Below are 20,435 nucleotides of genomic sequence, written 5' to 3'. Positions count from 1 at the left end.
GGCGGGGCGGAACGGCCGGCGGGGCCAGCGAGGCCGGGCGGCCGGCAAGACCGGCGGGGGCGAAACGGGCGGCGGGGTTAGGCGGGGCTCGGCGGGGCTGGACGAGGCCAGGCGGTCATCGCCGCGGCGATGTCGTCGTCGATCAGGGCCGCGTGCACCGCGGTGGCCACCGTGCTCGCGTGGCCGGCGGCGCCGATCGCCAACAGCGCCGGAAACGCCGTGGTGCCGGCCGCCCAGACGCCGGGAACGCTGGTGCGTCCGTCCGGGTCGGCCATCGCGGCGCCCGCCCGGGCGCCGTCAGCCACCAGTTGGCAGCCGAGCCGGGCGGCGAGGTCGCTCTGCTGGTGCTGCCGGGTGACCACGAACAACGCGCGGTACCCGGTGCGCCGACCGCCCGCCTGGACGACATCGACCCCGTGGGTACCCGCCTCGACACGGTCGACGCGCCCGGTGTCCACCCGTACCCCGGCCGCCTCCAGCCGGATCCGGTCCTCGCGGTCGAGGTCGTCGCCGTCGGTGAACAGAACCACGTCGGCGCTCCACCGGCTCAGCAGCAGCGCCCGCGCGACCCCGCGTGCCGGAAGGCCCCGCATGCCGAGCTGAGCCAGCGGCTGATCGCGCACCTCCCAGCCGTGGCAGTGCGGGCAGGCCACCACGCGGTCGCCCCAGCCCCGCGCGACCCCGGGCACGTCGGGCAGTTCGTCGGTCAACCCGGTCGCGAGCACGACCGACCGGCCGGACCACCGCTCGCCCCGGCGGGTGGTGGCCTCGAACCGAGGCGTACCGGCATCCTCGACCCGGATGTTCTCGACCCGGTCGTCGACGAGCGTGACGTCGTACGGCGCCAGCATGCGCCGCCCGGATTCCAACAGGTCGGCGGGAGTGACGGAGGGCTGCCCGAGGAAGTTGTGCACGTGATGCGCCGGCCCGTTGCGCGGCCGGCCGTCGTCGATGACCACGACTCGGCGCCTCGCCCGGCCCAGGGTCAACGCCGCCTGGAGGCCGGCGACGCTGCCTCCGACGATCACCACGTCGCACTCACGCATGTGGCGATCATGGCCCCGCTTGCCAGTATTTGGAACGGTCGTCCTACATAGCGAGATCAGTACCCGCCGCCGCCCTTGCCGCCGCAGGACAGCGTGATCGCAAGGATGATGCCGATGATGACGATGGCCACGATCACGATCCAGACGGTGGCGCCCTTGCCGACCCGCGAAGCCACTGCTCACCTCCGTGGCTGAGTTCCGGTGCGGGTCGCACGGCACGCGACCCGGGCTTGCCCGGGTCTTACCCGGTCCCGGGTGACTCATTCGACCGGCGCCGCACCGGCCGGCGGGCTGAATGACCCTCAGATCTTGGTGCGAAACCGCCCCGCGCGAGGTGGTTTCGTACCAAGATCTCGAGTGCGCGGGCCGGCGGGGCAGCGGGCCGGCCGGGCAGCGGGGCAGCGGGCCGGCTTCAGGCGACGGCCGCGCCGTGCTCCCGGTCGTACTCGTCGCGGGCCGCCGCGATCGTCTCCCGGTGCCGGTCCGCCCAACCGGTGAGCGCCACGAGCGTGTCGTACAGCTCAAGCGCCATGGGCGTGGCGCGGTACTCCACCTTCGGCGGGACGGTCGGGTAGACGGTGCGGGTCAGCAGGCCATCGCGCTCCAGGTTGCGCAGGGTCAGCGTGAGCATCCGCCGGCTGATGCCCTCGACCGTGCGCTCCAACTCGGTGAAACGCACCGGAGCCTGGCTCGCCTCGACGATGATGCCGATGCTCCACTTGCCGCCAACCCGGTCGAGCACCTCCCGGACGGTGCAGGCTTTCGCCCGCTCGCCTGTGGCGTATGCCACGCACGAGGCGTCGACCTCGAACGGTACAACGCTGGCTCCCTGTGACATGAATGTGCCTCCTTACGCCGCCTCCGATGGTCACACAAGATGGGCACTGTTACAAGTCGTGCACCAAGGGAGGCACCGATGACCCAGGCCACCGCTCAACGCGGACCGGCTCAAGGCGACCCGACTCAAGGCGGAATCGCCCAACGTGGACCCGCCCGACGTGGATCCGCTCAACCTCGACCCGCCCAACGTGAACCCACTCAACGTGAACCCGCCCGACGCGGGCCCGCGCCGGCCGTACGCTCGCGCTGGCTCGCACTGGTCGTGCTGTGCGCGGGCATGCTGATGATCATTCTCGACCAGACCATCGTGACGGTGGCGCTGCCGTCGATCCAGCACGATCTCGGCTTCTCCTCCTCCGGCCTGGCCTGGGTGGTCAACGCGTACGTGATCCCGTTCGGCGGCCTCCTGCTGCTGTTCGGCCGGCTGGGCGATCTGGTCGGCCGGGGCCGCGTGTTCGTGGCCGGACTCGTCCTGTTCACTCTCGCGTCGCTGGCCTGCGGGCTGGCCGGGAACGCGCCGGAGCTGATCGCCGCGCGGTTCGTCCAGGGCATCGGCGGGGCGACGACCTCGGCGGTGGTCCTCGGCATGATCGTGCCGATGTTCCCGGAGGCGCGTGAGCGGGCTCTGGCCATCGGTGTGTACAGCTTCGTGGGCGCGGCCGGGGCGTCGGTCGGGTTCCTGCTCGGCGGCGCGCTGACCGAGGCCCTGAACTGGCACTGGATCTTCTTCGTCAACGTACCGATCGGGCTGCTCGTCGGCGCTCTGGCGGTGCGGCTCGCACCGGCCGGTCGCGGGGAGGGGCTGCGTGCCGGGGCCGACGTCGCGGGTGCCGTGCTGGGGACCGCCGGCCTGATGGTGGGCGTGTACGCCATCGTGCGGACCAGTGACTACGGCTGGGGATCGGCGCAGACGCTCGGCTGGGGCGCCGCGGCGGTGGTGCTGCTCGGCGGCTTCCTCGCTCGCCAGGCGACCGCCGCGAATCCGTTGCTGCCACTGCGCATCTTCCGGTCGAGGAACGTCTCGGCGGGCAACGGGATCCAGGCGCTGATGGTCGCGGCGATGATCGGGTACCAGTTCCTGAGCATGCTGTACCTGCAGCAGGTCCTCGGGTACGGTCCGGCACGCGCAGGCCTGGCGGTGGCCCCGACCGCGGTGGTCATCGGCATCGTGTCGTTGGGGTTCTCGGCCCGGCTCAACGGTCGCTTCGGTCCCCGCGCGGTACTGCTGGCCGGGCTGGCGCTGATCGTGGCCGGGCTCCTGCTGGTCGCCCGGGTACCGGTGCACGGCCGGTACCCGGTGGACCTCCTGCCGGCCCTGGTCCTGCTCGGGCTCGGCGGCGGCCTGACCCTCCCGGCGGTCACCACGCTGGCTATGTCCGGTGCCACGCCCAGCGACTCGGGCTTGGTCTCCGGGCTGGTGAACACGGTGCAGCAGGTCGGCGCCGCGCTCGGCCTGGCGGTCCTGGCCACCCTGGCGGACTCCCGTACCGATCAGTTGCGGGACGCCGGTCACGCCGACGCGGCGGCCCTCACCAGCGGGTACCACCTGGCGTTTGTCACGGCGGCCGGCGCGGTGGCGGCGGCATTCCTGCTGGCGGTGGTGGCGCTGCGGCGGCCGGCGACCGCGCGTGACTGACCGCTCGAAGCTGAACCACCGGTGGCTCCCGATCGCGTCGCGATCGGGAGCCACCTGATTGGGAAGCCGGGCCGGGAAGCCGGGGCCGGTCACCCGACGAAGGACATCTCCGGGTACCGGGGAGACGGACCGTCCAGCAGGTGGCCGTCCCGGTGCCGCAGGAATCGGTCGAAGAACGCGGCCAGGTAGTCGTCCTCGACCGTGACGGCGCGTGCCGGAGCGAGCGTGCCGATGTCATCCGTGACGGTCTGCGCCGGCAGGTTCACCGCCGACGCGATCTGCGGTACCAGCGTCTCCGCGTCGGTGAACGAGGCGTGTGCGGAGCCGCGCAGGGTCAGGTCGGCGTGCCAACCGGTGCTGTGTGCCCCGAAGGCGGCCCAGGAGGCATCGTTCTGGTAGCTCTCGCCGCCCTCCCCGTCGCTGCCCATCAGCAGGAACGGGCGGTCCAGGCCGGACTTCACCACGTCCGGGAAGTACGCCGGATCGTTCACCGCGGCCGGATCCGGGTTGAGCGTCATGGTGCCGTCCAGGTTCACACCGGCCCGGATGCGCGGGTCGTCGTGCATCGCCTGGGCCGAGGCGAACCCGCCGGCCGAGTGGCCGAGCATGCCGATCGCGCTCAGGTTCATCGCGCCGCGCAGGCCGGCCGGGATCGCGAGGTCCCGACCGCCACCGCGGTTGATGGCGGTCAGCTGGTCCAGGACGAACGACGTGTCGGCCGACCGGGTGGTCAGCAACTTCGTGACCCACGGGACGGTCGGCTGCGGATCCGAGAGCAGCGCGAGCCGGCCGTCGGGGAACTGCACCTCCGGCGACTCGTACGTGTTGTCGATGGTCACCACCAGGTACCCGCGGCTGGCCAACTGCTCGACGAGCGTGGTCGACCAGGTACGCGGCTCCCCCAACCCGGGTGAGTAGACCACCACCGGCAGACTGCCGGCCCGGCGGTCGACGGGCGCGCCGGAGTATGCGTGGGTGGCGGTGTCCGCCCAGTCCACTTGCCCGGTCGGCAGGTTGAGGCCGAGGTAGCCGTTGGCAGTCACCGAGTCGAAGTGGTCGGCCGCCTTGGGCAGCATGTACGGCGCGCTGGCCCGGCCGGTCGCCGCCGCCGGGTAGAACAGGCTGACCATCAGCTCGCGGTACGGCGGTTCGCTGACCCAGGGATCGGGCCGGGACCGGTCGATCAGGTGCAGCGCCACGGTACCCACCCGGTATGGCCCGGCGGGCGTGGGCAGGCTGCCTCGCACCTTGCCGTCTGCCTTGGTCCCGGTGGCCGCGCTCGCTCGGCCAGCGGTGGTAGCGGCCGCAGACGCCGAACCGGGTGTCACGCCGGCCAGCGCCAGCCCGGCCGCCAGCGCGAGCCCGGCGGCGAGCACCGTACCGGCACGCAGCTTGGCGGCAGGCACCGTGGTGGCGCCGCTGGCACGGTGCCCGGTCGGTCCGGCCGATTGGGCGGTTCTGCGCCTGTTCATCCTGTCTCCCTCGTTGTCGCTTCGTTTGGTCGCTTCGTTTGGTCGCTTCGTTTGTCGCTTCGTTTCTCGCTGACGGATGCCGACGGTAGGAGCGGGGCCGTGCGAGGCGCGTCACGCCGGGGAGCGGCATTCCCGGGCACCGGGTGGGACCCGGGTAGGGGGCGCGGTGATACCCGGGTATCACGCGAAGGTCCCCCGGTGGAGTCACGCCGGTACACGACGAGCCGCCTACGCTGGGCAGTCATGGAGACGGGTACCAAGCCGGGACAGGCGGAATCCTGGCCGCGCACGGTGTGGCCGGGGCGCCCCGACGCGGGCCGCCGGGCGGTGCGCACGGTGGCACGGGCACTGCGCACCGTCGCGCTCGGTGCCGACACCCGGCCGTCCTGGCTGGCGGGCCGCCCGCGCGGGGTTCGCTGGGCCGTCATCGCGGCACTGGTCGTGGTGACCATCGGGCTGTTCGGCATGGAGGCGACCGTCGTCGAGCACGTCCACCCGTCGGTCGGGGTGTGGGCGCCGCTGGTCGCGCTGGCTCAGCTGCTTCCGCTGCCACTGATCGTGCGGTACCCGTTGCTGGCGTGGCGGTTGGGATACCTGGGGGCGTTGCTGATCCCGTTGGTCCCGGAGCGACCGTGGGGCACCTGGGTGTGGGACCCGGTGCAGATCCCGGTGCTCGGGCTCGCGTTCTGCGTCGCCGGCCTGCGATATCCGCGGGCTCTGCTGTGGACGATGTGGGCGCTGATGGTACCGCTGCTGTGGGTGTGGGGGCCGGGCGGCAGCGACGCGGTCGGCGCCAATGTCGCGTTCACGGTCGTGGTGGTGCTGCTGGACACGCTGGCGGCACGCTCGCGCACCCAGCGCGCCCTTCGGGTGCAGACCGACCTCAGTGAACGGGAGGCCAGCCGGCGCGCGGCTCTCGAGGAACGTGCCCGGATCGCCCGGGAGCTGCACGACGTGGTGGCGCACCACATGTCGCTGATCGCGGTACAGGCGGAGACGGCGCCGTACCGGCACGACGCGGTACCGGAGCCGCTGCTGGAGGAGTTCAGCGCGATCAGCGGCGCGGCCCGGGAGGCGCTGACCGAGATGCGCCGGCTGCTCGGCGTGCTGCGCAGCGAACAGACGGCGGCGCAACGCGCTCCACAGCCGGATCTGGGCGAGCTTCCCGAGTTGGTGGACGCGGCCCGGCGGGCCGGGGTACGGGTCGACCTGTCGGTACGCGGGCGGGCGCCCGGCGACTGGTCTGGGTCGCGGCGCGGCGCCAGACGTACCGAGCCAGAGTCGTCGATACCGGCGACGGTGGGCGTGTGCGGGTACCGAATCGTGCAGGAGTCGCTGTCCAACGCGGGCCGGCACGCGGCCGGCGCGGCGGTCGAGGTGACTGTCGACTACGCTCCCGATGCGGTGCGGCTGAGCGTGGTCAACGGCCCGGGCCGGGCCGCGCCGCCGGTCGGACCCACGGCTGCCGCGAACGCCGGAACCGCGGCGAATGCCGGACCCGGGAGCGCGGCACCGTCGGCTGGCGCGGGTGGGCGCCGGGGAGGGCACGGGCTGGTCGGCATGCGGGAACGGGTCGCGCTACTCGGCGGCGAACTGTCCGCCGGGCCGACTGTCGAGGGCGGTTTCGCCGTACGCGCGGTGCTGCCGCTGGAGGTTTCCGAATGACCGGCAGCATCCGGGTGCTGATCGCCGACGACCAGGCGATGGTACGCGAGGGATTCGGCGCGCTCCTGGCCGCGCAGCCGGACCTGATCGTCGTCGGTGACGCGGCGGACGGCGCCCAAGCGGTGGCGCTGGCGCGGCGCACCGATCCGGACGTGGTGCTGATGGACGTCCGGATGCCGGTGCTGGACGGGTTGGAGGCCACCCGACGCCTGCTCGACGTACCGCCGGGGACACATCGGCCCCGGGTGCTGATGTTGACCACGTTCGACCTGGATGACTACGTGTACGAGGCGCTGCGCGCCGGCGCCAGCGGGTTCCTGCTCAAGGACGCGCGCGGTGCCGAGCTGGTGCACGCGGTCCGGGTGGTGGCCTCGGGCGACGCGCTGCTGGCGCCGTCGGTGACCCGGCGGCTGATCGCCGACTTCGCCGCCCGGCCACGGGCGGCCCGGGCGCGGCCGGCCGCGCTGGACACGCTGACACCGCGCGAGCTGGAGGTGCTCCGGCTGGTCGCTCGGGGCCGGTCCAACACCGAGATCGCCGATGAGCTGGTCGTCGCGGAGCAGACGGTGAAGACCCACGTCGGCCGGGTACTGTCCAAATTGGACCTGCGCGACCGGGTGCAGGCGGTTGTCTTCGCGTACGAGTCGGGATTGATCGTGCCCGGCGAATAGCCGGCGGCACATCCCGTCGCCGGCGCCCGGCGGCACGGCCAGCGGCGGCGAGCCCACTCGGGTTACCGACGGGTAGCGCAGGGCCGGAACGCCGGTATAGTGCGGACGATGAGGCGAGAACGCGCGTCATCGACGACGGACGGCGGCCGGCCGTGACGCTCGGCATCACCATTCCGCTGGGCATGTCGCTGCCCGAGCACGCGACCGTGCTTCCCCGGCTGGCCGAGTCCGGCTACGACGAGTTCTGGAGCAGCGAGACCGCCGGGTTCGACGCGTTCACCCCGCTGGTCCACGCCGCCGCGGTGCTGCCCGGCGCCCGGTTCGGCACCGCCATCGCCGGGGTGTTCCAGCGCGGGCCGGCGTTGCTGGCGATGAGCGCCGCCGGGCTCGCCGAGGCGGCACCGGGCAGGTTCACGCTCGGCGTGGGCGCGGCGTCCCCGGCGATCGTCGAGCGGTGGAACGGCATCCCGTACCGGCGGCCGGTGCGCCGGGTCCGGGAGAGCGTGGAGTTCCTGCGCGCGGCGCTGGCCGGCGAGAAGCTGCCGAACGGATTCCGGCTGGAGCGACCGCCGGCCACCCCGCCACCGATCCTCGTCGCGGCCCTGCGCCCGACCATGCTGCGGCTGGCCGGTTCGCTCGGCGACGGCGCGATCCTCAACTGGCTGTCCGCGGACGATGTCGCCACGGTGGTGCCGTACGTGCACGAGGGCGGGCCGGGCAAGCGGGTCGCGGCACGTGTCTTCCTCTGCCCGACCGATGAGCCGGACGCGGTGCGGGCGGCGGCGAAGCGGCTGATCACCGGATACCTGACGGTGCCCGGCTACGCGGACTTCCAGCGTTTCCTGGGCCGCAGTGAACGGCTGGAGCCGATGTGGCGGGCGTGGCAGGCCGGTGACCGGCGGGCGGCCGTCCAGGCGGTCGAGGACGCGCTCGTCGACGAGTTGTTCGTCATCGGCACTCCGGCGGAGTGCGCGGCGCACGTGCGCCGCTATGTCCACAATGGAGTGCACGTGCCGGTGCTCGCGTTCGTCCCGCTGGATCCGTCCCGGGACACGGTCACCGACGCGATCGCGGTCGCGGAGCACTACCAACGCTGAAGCCGGCCGGGCCAACGCCCGTCAGTTCACTCACGCCTGTCAGTCCACCCGAACGAGGTGCACCAGCGCGCTGGCGTAGTCGCCGGCCGGCAGCGACGGCCGCAGCCCGTGCCCGAGCAGTACGGCGCCGTGGTGCACCTCGCCGGTCTCCTCGTCGCGGTACCGGCCCGCCGGATCCAGGCCGCGCAGCCGCAGCGCCGGCACGGTGTGGCCGAAGTGCGGGGCGGGCAGCCAGCAGAACACCGCCGACTCGCGGCCGTCCGGCGCCACGTACTGCACCGCGGACAGCCCGTCGCCGACCGGCGGCAACAGCCGGTGCAGCCGGCCGCGCTGCACCACCGGCGCGATCCTCTTGTACTGGGCCACCAGCGGACCGGCCTCGGCCAGCTCCGACTCGGTCCACTCCGGCAGGTTGCCGCCGATGGCCAGCACGCCGGCCATCGCGACGTGGAAGCGGAACCGCAGCGGCACGGTACGTCCGGTCAGGAAGTTCGGTACGTCGGTCACCCACGCGCACATCGTGGCCGCCGGGTAGAGCTGCCCGTACCCGTGCTGGATCGCCAGCCGGTCGTACGCGTCGGTGTTGTCGGAGGTCCACACCTCGTCGGTGCGCCGCAGGATGCCCAGGTCGACCCGGCCGCCACCGCCGCAGCAGGACTGGATGCGCAGTCCCGGGTGGTCGGCGCGCAGCCGGTCGATGACCCGGTACAGATTGTCCACATAGGACATCCAGAGCCGGTCCGCGTCCTCGCTGCCGTCCGGCCAGCCGGCCTCGGTGAACGGCCGGTTCATGTCCCACTTCAGGAAGTCGATGCCGTTCTTGCCAACCAGCTCGTCCAGCCAACCGTGCGCCCACTCGGCCACGTCCGGCCGGGCGAAGTTGAGCACCAGTTGCTGGCGCAGCTCGGTGCGCCGGCGGTTCGGGAAGTGCAGCACCCAGTCCGGGTGCGCGCGATACAGGTCGCTGTCCGGGTTCACCATCTCCGGCTCGACCCAGATGCCGAACTTCATGCCGAGCTGGTGCACCTCGTCGACCAGCGGAGCGAGCCCGTTCGGGAACCGGTCCGGGTTGACCGTCCAGTCGCCGAGGCCGGCGTGGTCGCTCACTCGGGCGCCGAACCAGCCATCGTCCATCACGAACAGCTGGACCCCGAGTGCGGCGGCCTGCCGCGCCAGCAACCGCTGCCCAGCCTCATCGACGGTGAACCCGGTGGCCTCCCAGGAGTTGTACGTCACCGGCCGCAGCTCGTCCGGGTGCGGCAGAACGTGCGTACGCACATAGCGGTGCCAGGCGTCGCTGGCGCCGCCGTACCCGCCGGTCGAGCGCAGGCCGGCGGAGACCGGCGTGTCCCGCCGCTGCCCGGGACGCAGCCGCCAGCCCACGCCTTCGTGGCCGGCACCGGCACTCACCGACACCACGTCGGTGGCGGTACGCGTGACGGTCAGCCGCCACGTGCCGCTCCAGGCCAGCGCGGTGCTGAACACCTCGCCGTGCTCCTCGCCGGCATCGGCGGCGTCGATGGTCAGCCACGGGTTCGCGTGGTGGCCGGTGGTGCCGCGCCGGCTGGTCAGCACGGTCTCCCCCCGCGCCAGCCCGGCCCGCTCCAACTGCGTCTCGCCGCCCCAGTGGCCGGTGACGTGGCGCAGCGCGTAACCCGGCCTGCCCGGGATCGGCCACACCGCCGAGTCGGCGCGCAACACCTCGACCGGTTCGCCGCCGGTGTTGGCAACGGACGTCCACCGCTCAATGACGTCGGAGTCCGGGCGCACGCGATAGTGCAGGCCGACCTCGACCGGGTAGTGGCGGTCGACGAACCGGATCCGCAGAGTGCCGCCGTCGGTGGCATGGTCGGCGTACGCCAGTTCGAGTCCCCGGGTGCCGTCGGCGAACCGTACCCGCAGTGCCACCGCACCGAACCGGGCGCCGCCCTCGACCGGCAACTCCTCGATGTCGTACTCGCGCCCCTCGAACTGCGTCATGGTGACCGGCCGTGGCGCGGGTACGGCGGCGGCCTGTTCCAGCGTGAGCGGCGCGCCCCAGTACAGGTGGCGCAGCGTGCCGTCATCGCCCAACCGCATCGCGTAGCCGGTGCCCGGAGTGGACAGCAGCCAGGTCCGGCTCGCGGCGTCGTACTCGATCGGGAACATCCGCGAAGCTTATCGAGCCCGCCGCCGTCTCACACCGTCCCGCACTCGCGCCAATCTCGACCGGACGCCGGCCCGCCCATGGACAAATGCGCCGTGATCCCCTTTACTCTCTGGGACATGTTCGAGTTGGGCACCGACGGACCTCGCGTCATCATGGTCGGTGTCGACGGTTCGGTGACGTCGATGCGGGCCGGCGCATACGCCGTCGGCTTGGCCCGCCGGCAGCACTCCAAGCTGGTCGTGGTCCACGTGTCCGCGCCGAGCCGGTTCGCGAACATGGCTCCGCAGAGCATGGCGCTGGCCCGGCAGGCGGCCGCCGAGATCACCGAGGACCTGCGGCAGCAGGTCGCCGAGCAGGCGGCGGCGCGCGGCGTGTCCGCGACGTTCGTCGCGGTGACCGGCGATCCGTTCACCGAACTGGTCAGGGTCGCCGACCAGGTGCGCGCGGACGGCATCGTGGTCGGCGCCTCCACGCAACTGGCGCACCGGATCGCCGGCTCGATGGCGGTCCGGCTGGTCCGGACCGGCCGGTGGCCGATCATCGTGGTCCCCTGACCGGCCGGTCGGCTGGCAGCGCCCGGTTCACGGCGGCGCTCCGACCAGTCCGGCTCGGCGCGTCCAGCGCCGCGCGACGACCCAGACCAGTCGCGGATTCGGGCCGGCGAAAGCCGGCCGGGCGAGAAAATATCAGGCACTCTCCGAGTTAGCCGCGTCGCGACGTTAGCTGCCCCTGGACCCTGGGAACGGGGTTTGCGAAACGGAGGCTGCAGATGAGTACACCGTCCATGCCCTCGGGTGGCCCGATGTCCACTTTCGCCAACCTCGCGAACCGGCTCCCGTCGGGTCCGGGAGGCGTGCCGTCCATCCCGGCCAACGGGTTACCCAACCCCGGCCCCACCGCCCAGGTCGCCTCGTTCGACGACTACCCGTCCGCGCAGCGCTCGGTGGACTTCCTGTCCGACAACGGCTTTCCGGTGCAGCAGAGTTCCATCGTCGGTACCGACCTGCGACTGGTGGAAAACGTACTGGGCCGGTTGACCACCGGCCGGGCAGCGCTGGCCGGCGCGGCGAGCGGTGCGTGGTTCGGCGTACTCATCGGTCTGCTGGTGGGGATCTTCACCGTCTCGTCGTGGTGGCAGGTTCTGGTGGCCGCGATCGTCATCGCCACGGCCTGGGGTGCCATCTTCGGCGCCATCGCGCACGCGGCGACCGGTGGCCGCCGGGACTTCAGCTCACGTACCTCGCTGCTGGCCAGTCACTACGCGGTGAACGTGGACGCGGCACACGCGGAGCAGGCCAGGCAGTTGCTGACCCGGTTGAACTGGCAGGCGACGATGACGCCCCCGGACGGCGACGGGGGCCTGACCGGCGGACCCGACGGGCGGGCCTGACGGGCGCGCCTGACGAACTGCTGGGGCGCTCGGCGATGTCCCACCTCACCGCCGGCCCGGCACGCGGTTCCGGCAGGCACTCAGCTCCCGGCTCCGGCGGCAGGCGACCCGCCGGAGCCGGGCACACCCGCGGGTGCGGTCACGCGCGCCGCGACCGGCCGGCCCACGACGTGCGCGGAACGCGCCGCTCGGCGCGTCTGGCGCCGCGCGGCGACCCAGGCCAATCGTCCGACCAGTCTGGCTCGGCGCGTCTGAGGCCGCGCGGCGACCCAGGCCAGTCGGAATACGATGGCCCGGTGACCGCACCGCGCCCGCACACCGCCGTCCTGGACGCCGTGCTGGAGCGCCTGACGTACGTCAACGAGGAGACCGGCTACACCGTCGCCCGGGTCGCCACCGACTCCGGCAGCGACCTGCTGACCGTCGTCGGTGCCCTGCTCGGCGCCCAGCCCGGGGAGAGCCTACGGCTGCGCGGGCGCTGGTCCAGCCACCCGAAGTTCGGCCGGCAGTTCGAGGTGGAGTCGTACACCACCGTGCTGCCCGCCACCGTGCAGGGCATCCAGCGGTACCTCGGATCCGGTCTGATCAAGGGCATCGGACCCCGATTCGCCGAGCGGATCGTCGAGCGCTTCGGCGTGGACACGCTGGATGTCATCGAGCAGACGCCGGACCGGCTCATCGAGGTGCCGGGGCTCGGACCCAAGCGGACCGCGAAGATCATCGCCGCCTGGGAGGAGCAGAAGGCCATCAAGGAGGTGATGGTCTTCCTGCAGGGCGTGGGCGTGTCGACATCGCTCGCGGTGCGCATCTTCAAGACGTACGGTGAGGAGTCCATCTCGGTCGTCCGGGAGGAGCCGTACCGGCTTGCCGCCGACGTGTGGGGCATCGGGTTCAAGACGGCGGACACCATCGCCCAGGCGGTCGGCATCCCGCACGACAGCCCGGAACGGGTGAAGGCCGGGCTCCAGTACACCCTGTCGGAGGCCACCGACGACGGCCACTGCTTCCTCCCGCAGGCCCAGCTGGTCACGGACGCCGGAAAGATCCTGGGAGTACCGGCCGACCTCATCGACCGCTGCCTCGACGAGCTGGCCGAGGCCGAGGGCGTGGTACGCGAGACGCTGCCGGGCGAGGTCACTGCGGTGTACCTGGTGCCGTTCCATCGCGCCGAGACCGCACTCGCCGGCAGCCTGCTGCGATTGCTGCGAAACAGTGCCGACCGGATGCCGCACTTCGCCGGCGTCGACTGGGACAAGGCGCTGGCCTGGCTGCACCGGCGCACCGGCGCCGAGCTCGCACCCGAGCAGGAACAGGCGGTGCGGCTCGCCCTCACCTCGAAGGTCGCCGTGCTGACCGGCGGGCCGGGCTGTGGAAAGAGCTTCACGGTACGGTCCATCGTGGAACTGGCCGCCGCCAAGCGTGCCAAGGTAGTACTGGTCGCGCCGACCGGGCGGGCGGCGAAGCGGCTCGCCGAGCTGACCGGATACCCGGCGGCGACCGTGCACCGGCTGTTGCAACTGCGCCCGGGTGGCGACCCGTCGTTCGACCGGGATCACCCCCTCGACGCCGACCTGCTGGTTGTCGACGAGGCGTCGATGCTGGACCTGATCCTGGCCAACAAGCTGGTGAAGGCGATTCCGGCGGGCGCGCACGTGCTGCTCGTCGGCGATGTCGACCAGTTGCCCTCGGTCGGCGCCGGTGAGGTGCTGCGTGACCTGCTGGCCGCCGAGGCGGTACCCCGGGTGCGGCTCACCCAGATCTTCCGCCAGGCGCAGGAGTCCGGTGTGGTCACCAACGCCCACCGGATCAACGCCGGCCGGCCACCGGTGACCACCGGCCTGCCGGACTTCTTCCTGTTTCCAAACGAGGACACCGAGGCGACCGCCGAGCTGACCGTGGACGTCGCGTGCCGGCGCATCGCGAGCCGGTTCTCCCTCGACCCTCGCCGGGACGTTCAGGTGCTGGCGCCGATGCACCGCGGTCCGGCCGGCGCGGGCGCGCTCAACACGCTGCTGCAGCAGGCGCTCACGCCGGCCCGGGAAGGGTTGCCGGAGCGGCGGGTCGGCGGCCGGGTGTTCCGGATCGGCGACAAGGTGACCCAGATCCGGAACAACTACGAGAAGGGCGCGGCCGGCGTCTTCAACGGCACGCTGGGCGTGGTGACCGCGCTGTCCACCGAGGAACAGACGCTGACCGTGCGCACCGACGAGGACGAGGACATCGAGTACGAGTTCGACGAGCTGGACGAGCTGTCGCACGCGTACGCGATGACGATCCACCGCTCGCAGGGCTCGGAGTACCCGGCAGTGGTGATCCCGCTGACCACCAGCGCCTGGATGATGCTGCAACGCAACCTGCTCTACACCGCGGTCACCCGGGCGAAGAAGCTGGTGGTACTGGTGGGTTCGCGGCGCGCGCTGGCGGCCGCGGTACGCACGGTCGGCGCCGGTCGCCGGCACACCGCGTTGACATACCGGCTGGATGAAACGGGAGGCGTACGCGCATGAAGGTGATCGTGTTCGGCGCCACCGGCATGCTCGGGCAGGGCGTACTGCGCGAGTGCCTGCTCGACGACCAGATCGAGCGGGTACTGACCGTCGGGCGCACGCCCACCGGCCGGCAGCACCCGAAGCTGACCGAACTGGTACGCGACGACCTCACCGACTTCGCTCCGGTCGAGGACCAGCTGACCGGATATGAGGCGTGCTTCTTCTGTCTCGGCGTGTCATCGACCGGCATGAACGAGGACGCGTACCGGCGGGTCACCTACGACATCACGGTGGCCGCCGGGCAGACCCTCGCCCGGTTGAACCCGGGCTCGACGTTCGTCTACGTGTCCGGGCAGGGTACGGACAGCACCGAGCGCGGGCGCACCATGTGGGCCCGGGTCAAGGGACGCACCGAGAACGCGCTGCTGGCCATGCCGCTGGAGACGTACCTGTTCCGGCCCGGGTACATCCAGCCGATGCACGGTGCCACCTCGAAGACCACGCTGTACCGGCTGCTGTACCGGGTGACCACGCCGTTCTACCCGGTGCTGCGCAGGGTGGCGCCCCGGCACGTGACCACGACCGAACGGGTCGGCCGCGCGATGATCAACGTGGCGAAGACCGGTGCGCCACAACGCATCCTGGAGAACCCGGACATCAATTCGGTGGCAGGCTGACCAGGTCGCCGAGCGCGGCCCGGTGCTGGGTCGCGGTACCCAGCGCGATGGCGGCGGCCTTGGCCCGCTTCAGGTACCAGTGCGCCCGGTGCTCCCAGGTGAAGCCGATGCCTCCGTGCAGTTGCACGCACTCTTCGGCCGCCCGTACCGCGACCGGGCCGCAGTGCGCCTGGGCGAGGCTGGCCGCCACGGCCGCGTCCGGATCGTCGTCGGCGACGCAGCCGGCCGCGTACCGGGCCACCGCCCGGGCCTGGGTCACGTCCACCCACAGCTGGGCGAGCCGATGCTTGACCGCCTGGAAGGAGCCGACCGGCCGGGCGAACTGGTACCGGGTCTTCACATAGTCCACAGTGGACGAGAGGCACCATTCGGCGACGCCCAGTTGCTCGCCGGCCAGTACCGCGGCTCCGATCCGCAGCGCCGCGGCCCACGCCGCGCCGGCCATTGCCCCGTCGCCGAGCCGGGTGGCCTGGGCGGACGAGAACGTGACCGTCGACAGTGGACGGGTCTGGTCCAGCGCGGTGACCGGGGTCTGCTCGGCGTGCGCGGCGTCCACCGCGTACAGGCCGTCCGGGGTGGGCACGATGAGCACGCCGGCGCCCTGCGCGTCGGCGACGGTGGTCACGGAGCCGGTCAGCGCGTGCCCGTCGGCCCGGACCGTCGCCGGTACCGGTGCGCCGGGCGGCGTGGACAGCGGCAGCACCAGGACCGCGAGCAGGTCGCCGGACGCGACCGCGGGCAGCAGGTCCCGCGCGCCGGCCGACAGCGGGGCCGCGGTGTCCACAGCCGCTGTGCCCACAGCCGCGGTGGTCAGGGCCGCGGTGCCCAGGACGCTGCCCAGCCACGGTACCGGCGCGGCGGCCCGGCCCACCTCCTCGGCGACCACGGCGGCCTCGCGCCAGGACGCGCCGGCACCGCCGAACTCCTCGGGTACCGCCAGGCCGGCGCAGCCGATGCCGGTCGCCAGCGCGCGCCACGCGTCGCCGCCCGCCGGGCGGTCCAGCGCCTGGCGAACCGAGGCGCGCAGGTCTTCCTCGACGTCGGAGTAAAGGAGGGTACTCATCGCACCGCCTCGGCGGTCTTGGCGGACCGGCGCTCGCCGGCACGACGGAGCTCAACGGGGCTGTGCGTGATGGTTCGCTCGCTACGCTCGCTCACCGGGGCAGGTCCTTCCACGCGACGTCCTTGTCCGCCCTGGGCTCCGGCGGCAGCCCGAGCACCCGCTCGGCGATGATGTTGCAGAGGATCTCCGACGTACCGCCCTCGATGGAGTTACCCTTCGCCCGCAGGTACCGGTATCCGGGCGATCGGTTCTCCCAGTCCACATGCGACGGTCGGCGCATCGTCCAGTCGTCGTAGGTCAGTCCGTCGGCACCCAGCAGCTCCAGCTCGAAGCCGGACACCTCCTGGTTGAGCCGGGCGAACGCGTACTTGACCGCGGAGCCCTCGGCGCCCGGCTGCCCGGCGGCGAGCTGTTCGCGCAGCCGGGTCGCGGCGAGCCGGCCGGCCTCGGCGGCGACCCACAGCTTCATCAGCGCGTCGTGCGTACCCGGGCCCCGCAGCTCCGGCCGCTCGCGCCAGGTGCGGCTGAGGGCACCGATCATCCCCGCCTCGCGGGGCACCGCGCCGCCGCCGATGGCGACCCGCTCGTTCATCAGGGTGGTCTGCGCGACACGCCAGCCCTCGCCGACGCCGCCCAACCGGTACCCGTCGGGGATCCACACGTCGGTGAGGAACACCTCGTTGAACTCGGCCTCGCCGGTGATCTGGCGCAGCGGGCGCACGTCGACGCCGGGGTGCGTCAGGTCGCACACGAAGTACGTGATGCCCTGATGCTTGGGCAGGTCCGGATCGGTACGGGCGAGCAGGATCGCCCACCGGGCCTGGTGCGCCATGGACGTCCACACCTTCTGGCCGTTCACGATCCAGCCGTCCGTCCCGTCCGGCCCGGTGCCGCGCACCGCACGGGTGCCGAGCGCGGCGAGGTCCGAGCCGGCGCCGGGCTCGCTGAACAGCTGGCACCACACTTCCTCGCCGGTCCACAGTGGACGGAGCCAGCGCTGGCGCTGCTCGTCCGTACCGTGCCGGAGGATCGTCGGTGCCGCCATGCCCAATCCGATGCCGATGCTCAGCGGATCGTTGTCCGGGGCGCCGGCCGCGGCGAAAGCGGCGTCGACGGCCGGCTGCGCGGCCCGGGACAGCCCCAGACCGCCGAGCCCGACCGGGAAGCTCACCCACGCCAGGCCCGCGTCGAAGCGGGCGCGCAGGAAGTCGAGCCGCTGCGTGCCCGCCGGGTCGTGGGCCGCGAGAAACTCGCGCACCCGGCCGGTCAGCTCATCGGTCTGCATGCCGCTCCTGTCTCGTGTCATTGTCGCCGGCCTCTTCCGCGGCACGTGCGCCGAGGCCGGTGAGGACGAAGCCGGCGATCTCGTCGGCCAGTTCGCGAGGCGACGTCGCCCCGTCCGGCCGGTACCACTGGGGTAGCTGGTTGACGATGCCGAACACCATCAACGTCGCGGTCTGCGCCGAGACCGTCGAGCCGAACTCGCCGTCGCGCTGCCCGCGCGCGATCAGGTCCCGTACCCCCTCGTGGTACCGGCGGCGCTGGGCGCGCAGCGCGGCCGCCGGCTCACCGGCGAGCTTGTGCAGCTCCCTGGCGGACACCGTGGCCGCGCCCAGCTGGGCCGCGGTCGTCACCACCAGGTCCACGATGATGGCGCGCAGCGTCCGCGGCCCCGCCCCGCCCACCGCCAGGATGCGGTCCATGCCGTCGAGCTGAACGGTGATCAGCTCGTGGTAGATCTCGTAGAGCAGGGCGTCCTTGGACCGGAAGTAGTGGTACATCGCGCCCTTGGTGACCTGGGCCCGCTCCACCACCTCCTGCACCGAGGTGGCGTCGAAGCCCTGCTCCGCGAACAGCTCCACGGCCGCGTCGAGGACCCGCCGGGCGACGCTGGCTCGACTCACCGCCACCGGACTCCGCTCACCGCCACGATACTCCACTCACCCTCACGATGCTTCGCTCACCGCCACCGGGCGAGTTCCTGGCGCGCGACCGTGCGCCGGTGCACCTCGTCGGGGCCGTCGGCGATCTGCAGCGTGCGCAGGTGCGCGTACAGGTAGGCCAGCGGGGTGTCCTGGCTGACCCCGGCCGCGCCGTGCACCTGGATGGCCCGGTCGATGACCCACCGGGCGGCGTCCGGCGCGACCACCTTGATGGCCGCGATCTCCATCGCCGCGCCCTTGTTGCCCACCGTGTCCATCAGCCAGGCGGCCTTGAGCACCAGCAACCGGGCCTGCTCGATGCGCAGCCGCGCCTCGGCGATCCAGTCGCGTACCACGCCCTGGTCGGCGATCGCCGAACCGAACGCGCGCCGGTCCAGCGCCCGTTGACACATCAGCTCCAGCGCCCGCTCGGCCATGCCGATCGCGCGCATGCAGTGGTGGATGCGACCCGGTCCCAGCCGGGCCTGAGCCAGCGCGAAGCCGCGGTGCGGAGCGCCGAGCAGGTTGCCGGCCGGTACCCGCACCCGGTCGAACACGACCTCGGCGTGCCCGCCGTGTGCCTGGTCGCCGTACCCGAACACGGTGGTCGGCCGCACGACGGTCAGCCCGGGGCTGTCCATCGGCACGAGGACCATGCTGTGCCTCTGGTGCCGCTCCCCGTCCGGGTCGCTGACCCCCATGACGATGGACAGCTTGCACCGCGGGCTCATCGCCCCCGACGACCACCACTTGCGCCCGGTGATGACGTAGTCGTCGCCCTCCCGCTCGATCCGGGTGGCCACGTTGTTCGCGTCGGAGCTGGCCACCTCGGGCTCGGTCATCGAGAAGCACGACCGGATCTCACCGGCCAGCAACGGTTTCAGCCACTGCTCCTGCTGCTCCGGCGTGCCGAACATGGCCAGCAGCTCCATGTTGCCGGTGTCCGGAGCGGCGCAGTTCATCGCCTCCGGCGCGATGTGCGGGCTGCGCCCGGCCATCTCGGCGATCGGTGCGTACTCCAGATTGGACAGTCCGGCCCCCCACTGCGAGTGCGGCAGGAACAGGTTCCACAGCCCGCGCTCGCGGGCCTGCTTCTTGAGGTCCTCCATCACCGGCGGCGCGGTCCACTCGTCCGGACGCGCGGCCAACTGCTCGGCGAAGACCGGCTCCGCCGGGTACACGCATTCGGTCAGGAATTCCGTCGCGCGCTGCTGGATCGAGCGCGCCTTGTCGCTGAACCCGAAGTCCATGATGGCTCCTTACCTCTTGTGCAGTACGGCGTGCGCCTGCTCGATCAGCACCGGCACCGCCGAGCCGAACGTCTCGAACCCCTCGCCGACCGTCTTGCCCTGCAGGTAGCGGGCGTGGATGCCCTCGGAGATGACGGCGAGCTTGAAGTTGCCGAAGGCGACGTACCAGTCCAGGCCCTCCACCGGGATGCCGCTGCCCCGCGCATACCGCTCGGTCAGCTCGGTGCCGGACGGGAACCCGTCCGGCACCCGCGCGGTGCCGCGCAGCCCGGTCTGCCCGCTGTAGACCACCAGCAGCCCGACGTCGGCCAGCGGGTCGCCGATCGTGGCCATCTCCCAGTCCATGACCGCGGCGATGTCCACGCCGGACCGGTCGAACATGACATTGTCCAGTCGGTAGTCGCCGTGCACGATGCCCGGCCGGGGCGACGCCGGTACGGCGTCGAGCAGGCGCCCGGTCACCTCCTCCAGCAGCGGCAACTCCCGGGTCTTGGCACCTTCCCACTGCCGGTGCCAGCGCTTCACCTGGCGCAGCAGGTAGCCGTCGGGCCGCCCGAACTCGGCCAGCCCGATCGCGGTGTAGTCGATAGCGTGCAACCGCAGCAGCGTGTCGACGAGTACCTCACCCTGGCGCCGGGCCGCCTCCGCCGGCACCCCGCGCAGCGCGTCGTCGCGCAGCACGATGCCGTCGACATACTCCATCAGATAGAACGGGGCGCCGATGACATCCTCGTCGGTGCACAGCATCAGCGGCCGGGCGACCGGGAACCCGGCGCCGGCCAGGGCCGAGGTCACCCGGTACTCCCGGGACATGTCGTGCGCCGAGGGCAGCACCAGGCCCAGCGGCGGGCGGCGCAGCACGATCCGGCCGGCCTGCCCGCGCACCAGGTAGGTGAGGTTGGACCGGCCGCCGCTGATCACCTCGGCGACCAGCGGCCCGGTCAGCCGCCCGTCGGCGGCGTCGAGCAGCAGGTGGCCGGCACGGTCGAGGTCGAGCCCGGGAACCTGCGCCATCCGACCGACCTCCATACCGACTGGTCGGTATGGAGGCTATGCCGCGGCACGGGA

Annotated in this window: 17 protein-coding genes; 8 read left to right on the top strand and 9 right to left on the bottom strand. The window is 72.3% G+C overall.

Features of this window, described 5'->3' with window-relative positions; genetic code table 11:
• Positions 1 to 77: 77 nt before the first annotated feature.
• Entirely contained in the window at positions 78 to 1,046 is a 969-nt protein-coding gene (locus Raf01_RS23020) for an NAD(P)/FAD-dependent oxidoreductase (protein ID WP_203920034.1), read from the bottom strand.
• Positions 1,047 to 1,458: 412 nt separating this feature from the next.
• Complete coding sequence (locus tag Raf01_RS23015) at positions 1,459 to 1,884, bottom strand: winged helix-turn-helix transcriptional regulator (RefSeq protein WP_203920033.1); 426 nt, start codon at positions 1,882 to 1,884, stop codon at positions 1,459 to 1,461.
• A 279-nt stretch (positions 1,885 to 2,163) separates the two neighbouring features.
• Between Raf01_RS23015 and Raf01_RS23010 the strand changes: the two genes are divergently transcribed.
• Complete coding sequence (locus Raf01_RS23010; RefSeq protein ID WP_203920032.1) at positions 2,164 to 3,522, top strand: MFS transporter; 1,359 nt, start codon at positions 2,164 to 2,166, stop codon at positions 3,520 to 3,522.
• Positions 3,523 to 3,611: 89 nt separating this feature from the next.
• Here Raf01_RS23010 and Raf01_RS23005 read toward each other — a convergent pair whose 3' ends face one another.
• A complete protein-coding gene (locus tag Raf01_RS23005; protein ID WP_203920031.1) occupies positions 3,612 to 4,994 on the bottom strand; it encodes an alpha/beta hydrolase family protein in 1,383 nt (460 codons plus the stop codon).
• Positions 4,995 to 5,237: 243 nt separating this feature from the next.
• On the opposite strand from Raf01_RS23005, the gene Raf01_RS23000 reads away from it, so the two are divergent.
• The 3 genes from Raf01_RS23000 to Raf01_RS22990 all read left to right on the top strand — a co-directional run bounded on the left by Raf01_RS23000 (position 5,238) and on the right by Raf01_RS22990 (position 8,427).
• Complete coding sequence (locus tag Raf01_RS23000) at positions 5,238 to 6,659, top strand: sensor histidine kinase (protein ID WP_203920030.1); 1,422 nt, start codon at positions 5,238 to 5,240, stop codon at positions 6,657 to 6,659.
• On the top strand, positions 6,656 to 7,330 hold the full coding sequence (locus Raf01_RS22995) for a response regulator (protein WP_203920029.1): 675 nt from the start codon (positions 6,656 to 6,658) through the stop codon (positions 7,328 to 7,330). Before Raf01_RS23000 ends, Raf01_RS22995 begins: the two co-directional genes overlap by 4 nt.
• 152 nt (positions 7,331 to 7,482) lie before the next feature.
• Entirely contained in the window at positions 7,483 to 8,427 is a 945-nt protein-coding gene (locus tag Raf01_RS22990) for an LLM class F420-dependent oxidoreductase (RefSeq protein ID WP_239133833.1), read from the top strand.
• A 39-nt stretch (positions 8,428 to 8,466) separates the two neighbouring features.
• Here the strand turns inward: Raf01_RS22990 and Raf01_RS22985 are convergent, their stop codons facing one another.
• Positions 8,467 to 10,575: an alpha-galactosidase gene (locus Raf01_RS22985; protein ID WP_203920028.1), complete on the bottom strand. Its 2,109-nt coding sequence runs from the start codon at positions 10,573 to 10,575 to the stop codon at positions 8,467 to 8,469.
• Positions 10,576 to 10,692: 117 nt separating this feature from the next.
• Here Raf01_RS22985 and Raf01_RS22980 point away from each other — a divergent pair, with 117 nt between their 5' ends.
• The 4 genes from Raf01_RS22980 to Raf01_RS22965 all read left to right on the top strand — a co-directional run bounded on the left by Raf01_RS22980 (position 10,693) and on the right by Raf01_RS22965 (position 15,132).
• Positions 10,693 to 11,130, top strand: coding sequence for a universal stress protein (locus Raf01_RS22980; RefSeq protein ID WP_239133832.1), 438 nt, complete (start codon positions 10,693 to 10,695; stop codon positions 11,128 to 11,130).
• A gap of 215 nt (positions 11,131 to 11,345) precedes the next feature.
• Positions 11,346 to 11,966 (top strand): YflT domain-containing protein, encoded by a 621-nt coding sequence (locus tag Raf01_RS22975; protein WP_239133831.1) that lies wholly within the window; start codon positions 11,346 to 11,348, stop codon positions 11,964 to 11,966.
• A gap of 296 nt (positions 11,967 to 12,262) precedes the next feature.
• On the top strand, positions 12,263 to 14,473 hold the full coding sequence (gene recD2 / locus Raf01_RS22970) for an SF1B family DNA helicase RecD2 (RefSeq protein ID WP_203920026.1): 2,211 nt from the start codon (positions 12,263 to 12,265) through the stop codon (positions 14,471 to 14,473).
• Complete coding sequence (locus tag Raf01_RS22965; protein ID WP_203920025.1) at positions 14,470 to 15,132, top strand: Rossmann-fold NAD(P)-binding domain-containing protein; 663 nt, start codon at positions 14,470 to 14,472, stop codon at positions 15,130 to 15,132. Before recD2 ends, Raf01_RS22965 begins: the two co-directional genes overlap by 4 nt.
• Here Raf01_RS22965 and Raf01_RS22960 read toward each other — a convergent pair.
• The 5 genes from Raf01_RS22960 to Raf01_RS22940 all read right to left on the bottom strand — a co-directional run bounded on the left by Raf01_RS22960 (position 15,113) and on the right by Raf01_RS22940 (position 20,381).
• Positions 15,113 to 16,195 (bottom strand): acyl-CoA dehydrogenase family protein, encoded by a 1,083-nt coding sequence (locus Raf01_RS22960; protein WP_203920024.1) that lies wholly within the window; start codon positions 16,193 to 16,195, stop codon positions 15,113 to 15,115. The two genes, Raf01_RS22965 and Raf01_RS22960, sit on opposite strands and share 20 nt — an antisense overlap.
• A 91-nt stretch (positions 16,196 to 16,286) precedes the next feature.
• The gene (locus Raf01_RS22955) at positions 16,287 to 17,480 is read right to left on the bottom strand and encodes an acyl-CoA dehydrogenase family protein (RefSeq protein WP_203920023.1); all 1,194 of its coding nucleotides are present in this window, start codon (positions 17,478 to 17,480) and stop codon (positions 16,287 to 16,289) included.
• The gene (locus Raf01_RS22950; protein WP_203920022.1) at positions 17,467 to 18,099 is read right to left on the bottom strand and encodes a TetR/AcrR family transcriptional regulator; all 633 of its coding nucleotides are present in this window, start codon (positions 18,097 to 18,099) and stop codon (positions 17,467 to 17,469) included. The genes Raf01_RS22955 and Raf01_RS22950 overlap by 14 nt, the downstream gene beginning before the upstream one ends.
• A 56-nt stretch (positions 18,100 to 18,155) precedes the next feature.
• Positions 18,156 to 19,367 carry an acyl-CoA dehydrogenase family protein gene (locus tag Raf01_RS22945; RefSeq protein ID WP_203920021.1) on the bottom strand — a complete coding sequence of 404 codons (1,212 nt, stop codon included), beginning with the start codon at positions 19,365 to 19,367 and terminating at the stop codon, positions 18,156 to 18,158.
• A 9-nt stretch (positions 19,368 to 19,376) separates the two neighbouring features.
• Entirely contained in the window at positions 19,377 to 20,381 is a 1,005-nt protein-coding gene (locus Raf01_RS22940; RefSeq protein WP_203920020.1) for a phosphotransferase family protein, read from the bottom strand.
• Positions 20,382 to 20,435 lie beyond the last annotated feature (54 nt).

Source organism: Rugosimonospora africana (genome assembly GCF_016862975.1).
GTDB lineage: Bacteria > Actinomycetota > Actinomycetes > Mycobacteriales > Micromonosporaceae > Rugosimonospora > Rugosimonospora africana.
This window is presented reverse-complemented; position numbering and strand designations above follow the sequence as displayed.

Coding starts and splice junctions, on each gene's coding strand:
- Raf01_RS23020 (WP_203920034.1), bottom strand. CDS start 1,046: ATGCGTGAGTGCGACGTGGTGATCGTCGGAGGCAGCGTCGCCGGCCTC.
- Raf01_RS23015 (WP_203920033.1), bottom strand. CDS start 1,884: ATGTCACAGGGAGCCAGCGTTGTACCGTTCGAGGTCGACGCCTCGTGC.
- Raf01_RS23010 (WP_203920032.1), top strand. CDS start 2,164: ATGCTGATGATCATTCTCGACCAGACCATCGTGACGGTGGCGCTGCCG.
- Raf01_RS23005 (WP_203920031.1), bottom strand. CDS start 4,994: ATGAACAGGCGCAGAACCGCCCAATCGGCCGGACCGACCGGGCACCGT.
- Raf01_RS23000 (WP_203920030.1), top strand. CDS start 5,238: ATGGAGACGGGTACCAAGCCGGGACAGGCGGAATCCTGGCCGCGCACG.
- Raf01_RS22995 (WP_203920029.1), top strand. CDS start 6,656: ATGACCGGCAGCATCCGGGTGCTGATCGCCGACGACCAGGCGATGGTA.
- Raf01_RS22985 (WP_203920028.1), bottom strand. CDS start 10,575: ATGTTCCCGATCGAGTACGACGCCGCGAGCCGGACCTGGCTGCTGTCC.
- Raf01_RS22980 (WP_239133832.1), top strand. CDS start 10,693: ATGTTCGAGTTGGGCACCGACGGACCTCGCGTCATCATGGTCGGTGTC.
- Raf01_RS22975 (WP_239133831.1), top strand. CDS start 11,346: ATGAGTACACCGTCCATGCCCTCGGGTGGCCCGATGTCCACTTTCGCC.
- Raf01_RS22965 (WP_203920025.1), top strand. CDS start 14,470: ATGAAGGTGATCGTGTTCGGCGCCACCGGCATGCTCGGGCAGGGCGTA.
- Raf01_RS22960 (WP_203920024.1), bottom strand. CDS start 16,195: ATGAGTACCCTCCTTTACTCCGACGTCGAGGAAGACCTGCGCGCCTCG.
- Raf01_RS22955 (WP_203920023.1), bottom strand. CDS start 17,480: ATGCAGACCGATGAGCTGACCGGCCGGGTGCGCGAGTTTCTCGCGGCC.
- Raf01_RS22945 (WP_203920021.1), bottom strand. CDS start 19,367: ATGGACTTCGGGTTCAGCGACAAGGCGCGCTCGATCCAGCAGCGCGCG.
- Raf01_RS22940 (WP_203920020.1), bottom strand. CDS start 20,381: ATGGCGCAGGTTCCCGGGCTCGACCTCGACCGTGCCGGCCACCTGCTG.